At 69.6% G+C, this 1,726-nt stretch carries 5 protein-coding genes; all 5 read right to left on the reverse strand.

Features of this window, described 5'->3' with window-relative positions:
* Nucleotides 1–9: 9 nt before the first annotated feature.
* Nucleotides 10–303 (reverse strand): hypothetical protein, encoded by a 294-nt coding sequence (locus tag ACWCV3_RS28835; RefSeq protein WP_451230286.1) that lies wholly within the window; start codon nucleotides 301–303, stop codon nucleotides 10–12.
* An 8-nt stretch (nucleotides 304–311) separates the two neighbouring features.
* Entirely contained in the window at nucleotides 312–572 is a 261-nt protein-coding gene (locus ACWCV3_RS28840) for a hypothetical protein (protein WP_451230289.1), read from the reverse strand.
* Nucleotides 573–716: 144 nt separating this feature from the next.
* A complete protein-coding gene (locus ACWCV3_RS28845; RefSeq protein WP_451230292.1) occupies nucleotides 717–1,142 on the reverse strand; it encodes a hypothetical protein in 426 nt (141 codons plus the stop codon).
* 134 nt (nucleotides 1,143–1,276) lie between these two features.
* Nucleotides 1,277–1,504, reverse strand: a complete 228-nt coding sequence (locus tag ACWCV3_RS28850) for a hypothetical protein (protein ID WP_451230295.1) — start codon at nucleotides 1,502–1,504, stop codon at nucleotides 1,277–1,279.
* 28 nt (nucleotides 1,505–1,532) lie between these two features.
* Nucleotides 1,533–1,726: hypothetical protein (locus ACWCV3_RS28855; RefSeq protein WP_451230298.1), on the reverse strand; the 194-nt coding region annotated here is incomplete at its 5' end.

The following is a 1,726-nucleotide window of genomic DNA, read 5'->3' on the forward strand; positions in this document are numbered from 1 at the left end:
GGTCCACGGTCACTCCGTTCCGATGGCGTCGGCGAAGTCCAGGTGACGGCGGCTGTCCAGGTATCGGCGGATCGCCTTGAGTTCCCGGCGGATAAGGGCCGGGGTCATTTCAAGCTGGCGGCCGTCAGCGACCTTCCCGTTAGGGGTGAGGGAGAGGCGTCCGCCCGGCAGTTCCCCGGCACTCACCCAGATCGGGAGTGTCTGCTGCCACCAGGCCAGCGGCCGGGGGAAAGGGGCAGCGCCCCGGCTCACCAGGTCGACGCTGATCTGGATTTTCGTCTGGTCGATGATGATGCGGCCCATGGCGCCCTTCACTCCCCGGCCCGGAAGAACGGGGTCGGGTCGACGGCGTCGCCGTCGGTGAACAGCCAGGCGTCGAACTGGTCCGGGGTCATGCGCTTCTCCAGCTCGTCCATGATCCAGCCCCGGACGACGGCCAGTTCCGCGCTCATCGGCTGCGTCTCGGTGAGCAGCCACTGCACGGCCAGGTTGTCGTCCGACAGGCGGCCGATCCGCTCCCGGGCGGTCTGCTCGGACCGGCGAGCCTTCTCGCGCAGCGCGTTCGCGTCCATGCTTTCCTCGTTTCCTTGGTCCCGGTCCGGCAACCCCGTCCCGATGAATTAATTAAACCATGACTGATGCCGGTCGTGCAACCCCCGGACGCAATGAAGCCCCTCGCCGCCGCAGGCGGTCCGGGGCTTCTGAGTGGCAGGGTGTCAGTACATGGTCGGGACGTTGCCGGCGGCCTGCGCCTCACGCAACGCGTGGATGGCCGGGCTGGAGGTGCGGACGGGGGACAGCCCCGCGCGCTTGGCGGCTTCGTGCAGGTCCGGCGTGCCGTAGTGCTCCACATACCAGTCGGCGAGGAACTTCTGCTCCGCCTGGTGGACCTCGTCGCGCCGGGCCCGCTCGGCCGCGCGCTGCTCGTCGGCCGCGCTCTTGATTCCGGCCTTGACCTCGCGCACCGTCCAGCCGGCCGCTTTGGCCGCGCAGGGGGTGCCGAAGTAGCAGACGTCGCCGCCCTCGTTGCCGTCGGCGTCCAGCGGGGCCAGCATGACCGTGCCCTTCAGCTCCACCTTGCCGCACAGCTCGCACTCGGTGACCTCGTCCGTCGTGCCCTTGACCCGGTATGCCTTCGCCATGACTTCCTCGTTCCCTGGCCGGTCCTTCTCGATGAATTAATTAAACCATCAGTCCGGCGAGCGGGCAACCCCCTGACGCGACGAAGCCCCGAGGCCCGGTGGGCCAAGGGGCTCCTTGTCGAAAATTTTCGACGTCAGGCGCGGTCGACGCGGAACGCGTAGCCAGACGCCTCGTGCTTCTCCGTCGTGCCGAGCGGCCGGGCGACCAGTTCGGAGGCGAACCGGGAAGCTTCACCGCGCGGCACGCGGGAGTTGTCCATCAGGCAGTACGCGGCGGCCGTCGCCACCTGCCGCAGCGTGTCCATCGGGCTGTGCGACTTCTCCGTGCCGTCGGGCAGCGTACGGGTGAGCAGGTACCGCATGGGTTCCTCGATTCCTCGGGTCGGGTGGTCAGTCGGCGTCGCGCAGGTACTCGGCGAGGTCGCGCTGCATCCCGTCCCAGACGGCCAGGGCGTACCCGGCGGCCACGGAGCCCTTGGTGTCGCCCTCCCGGGCGGCCCGGTCCCGCCGGCGCTCCCACGCCTCGGTGATGGCCTCGGGGCGCAGCCCGTCCCGGGTGCGCATGTCGGCGAGCGTGCGGGTGG

The sequence above is a fragment of the Streptomyces sp. NPDC001781 genome (assembly GCF_053596035.1).

What these genes read in the sequence shown, in the direction of transcription:
- ACWCV3_RS28835 (WP_451230286.1), bottom strand. Translation starts at nt 303, where the DNA reads ATGGGCCGCATCATCATCGACCAGACGAAAATCCAGATCAGCGTCGAC.
- ACWCV3_RS28840 (WP_451230289.1), bottom strand. Translation starts at nt 572, where the DNA reads ATGGACGCGAACGCGCTGCGCGAGAAGGCTCGCCGGTCCGAGCAGACC.
- ACWCV3_RS28845 (WP_451230292.1), bottom strand. Translation starts at nt 1,142, where the DNA reads ATGGCGAAGGCATACCGGGTCAAGGGCACGACGGACGAGGTCACCGAG.
- ACWCV3_RS28850 (WP_451230295.1), bottom strand. Translation starts at nt 1,504, where the DNA reads ATGCGGTACCTGCTCACCCGTACGCTGCCCGACGGCACGGAGAAGTCG.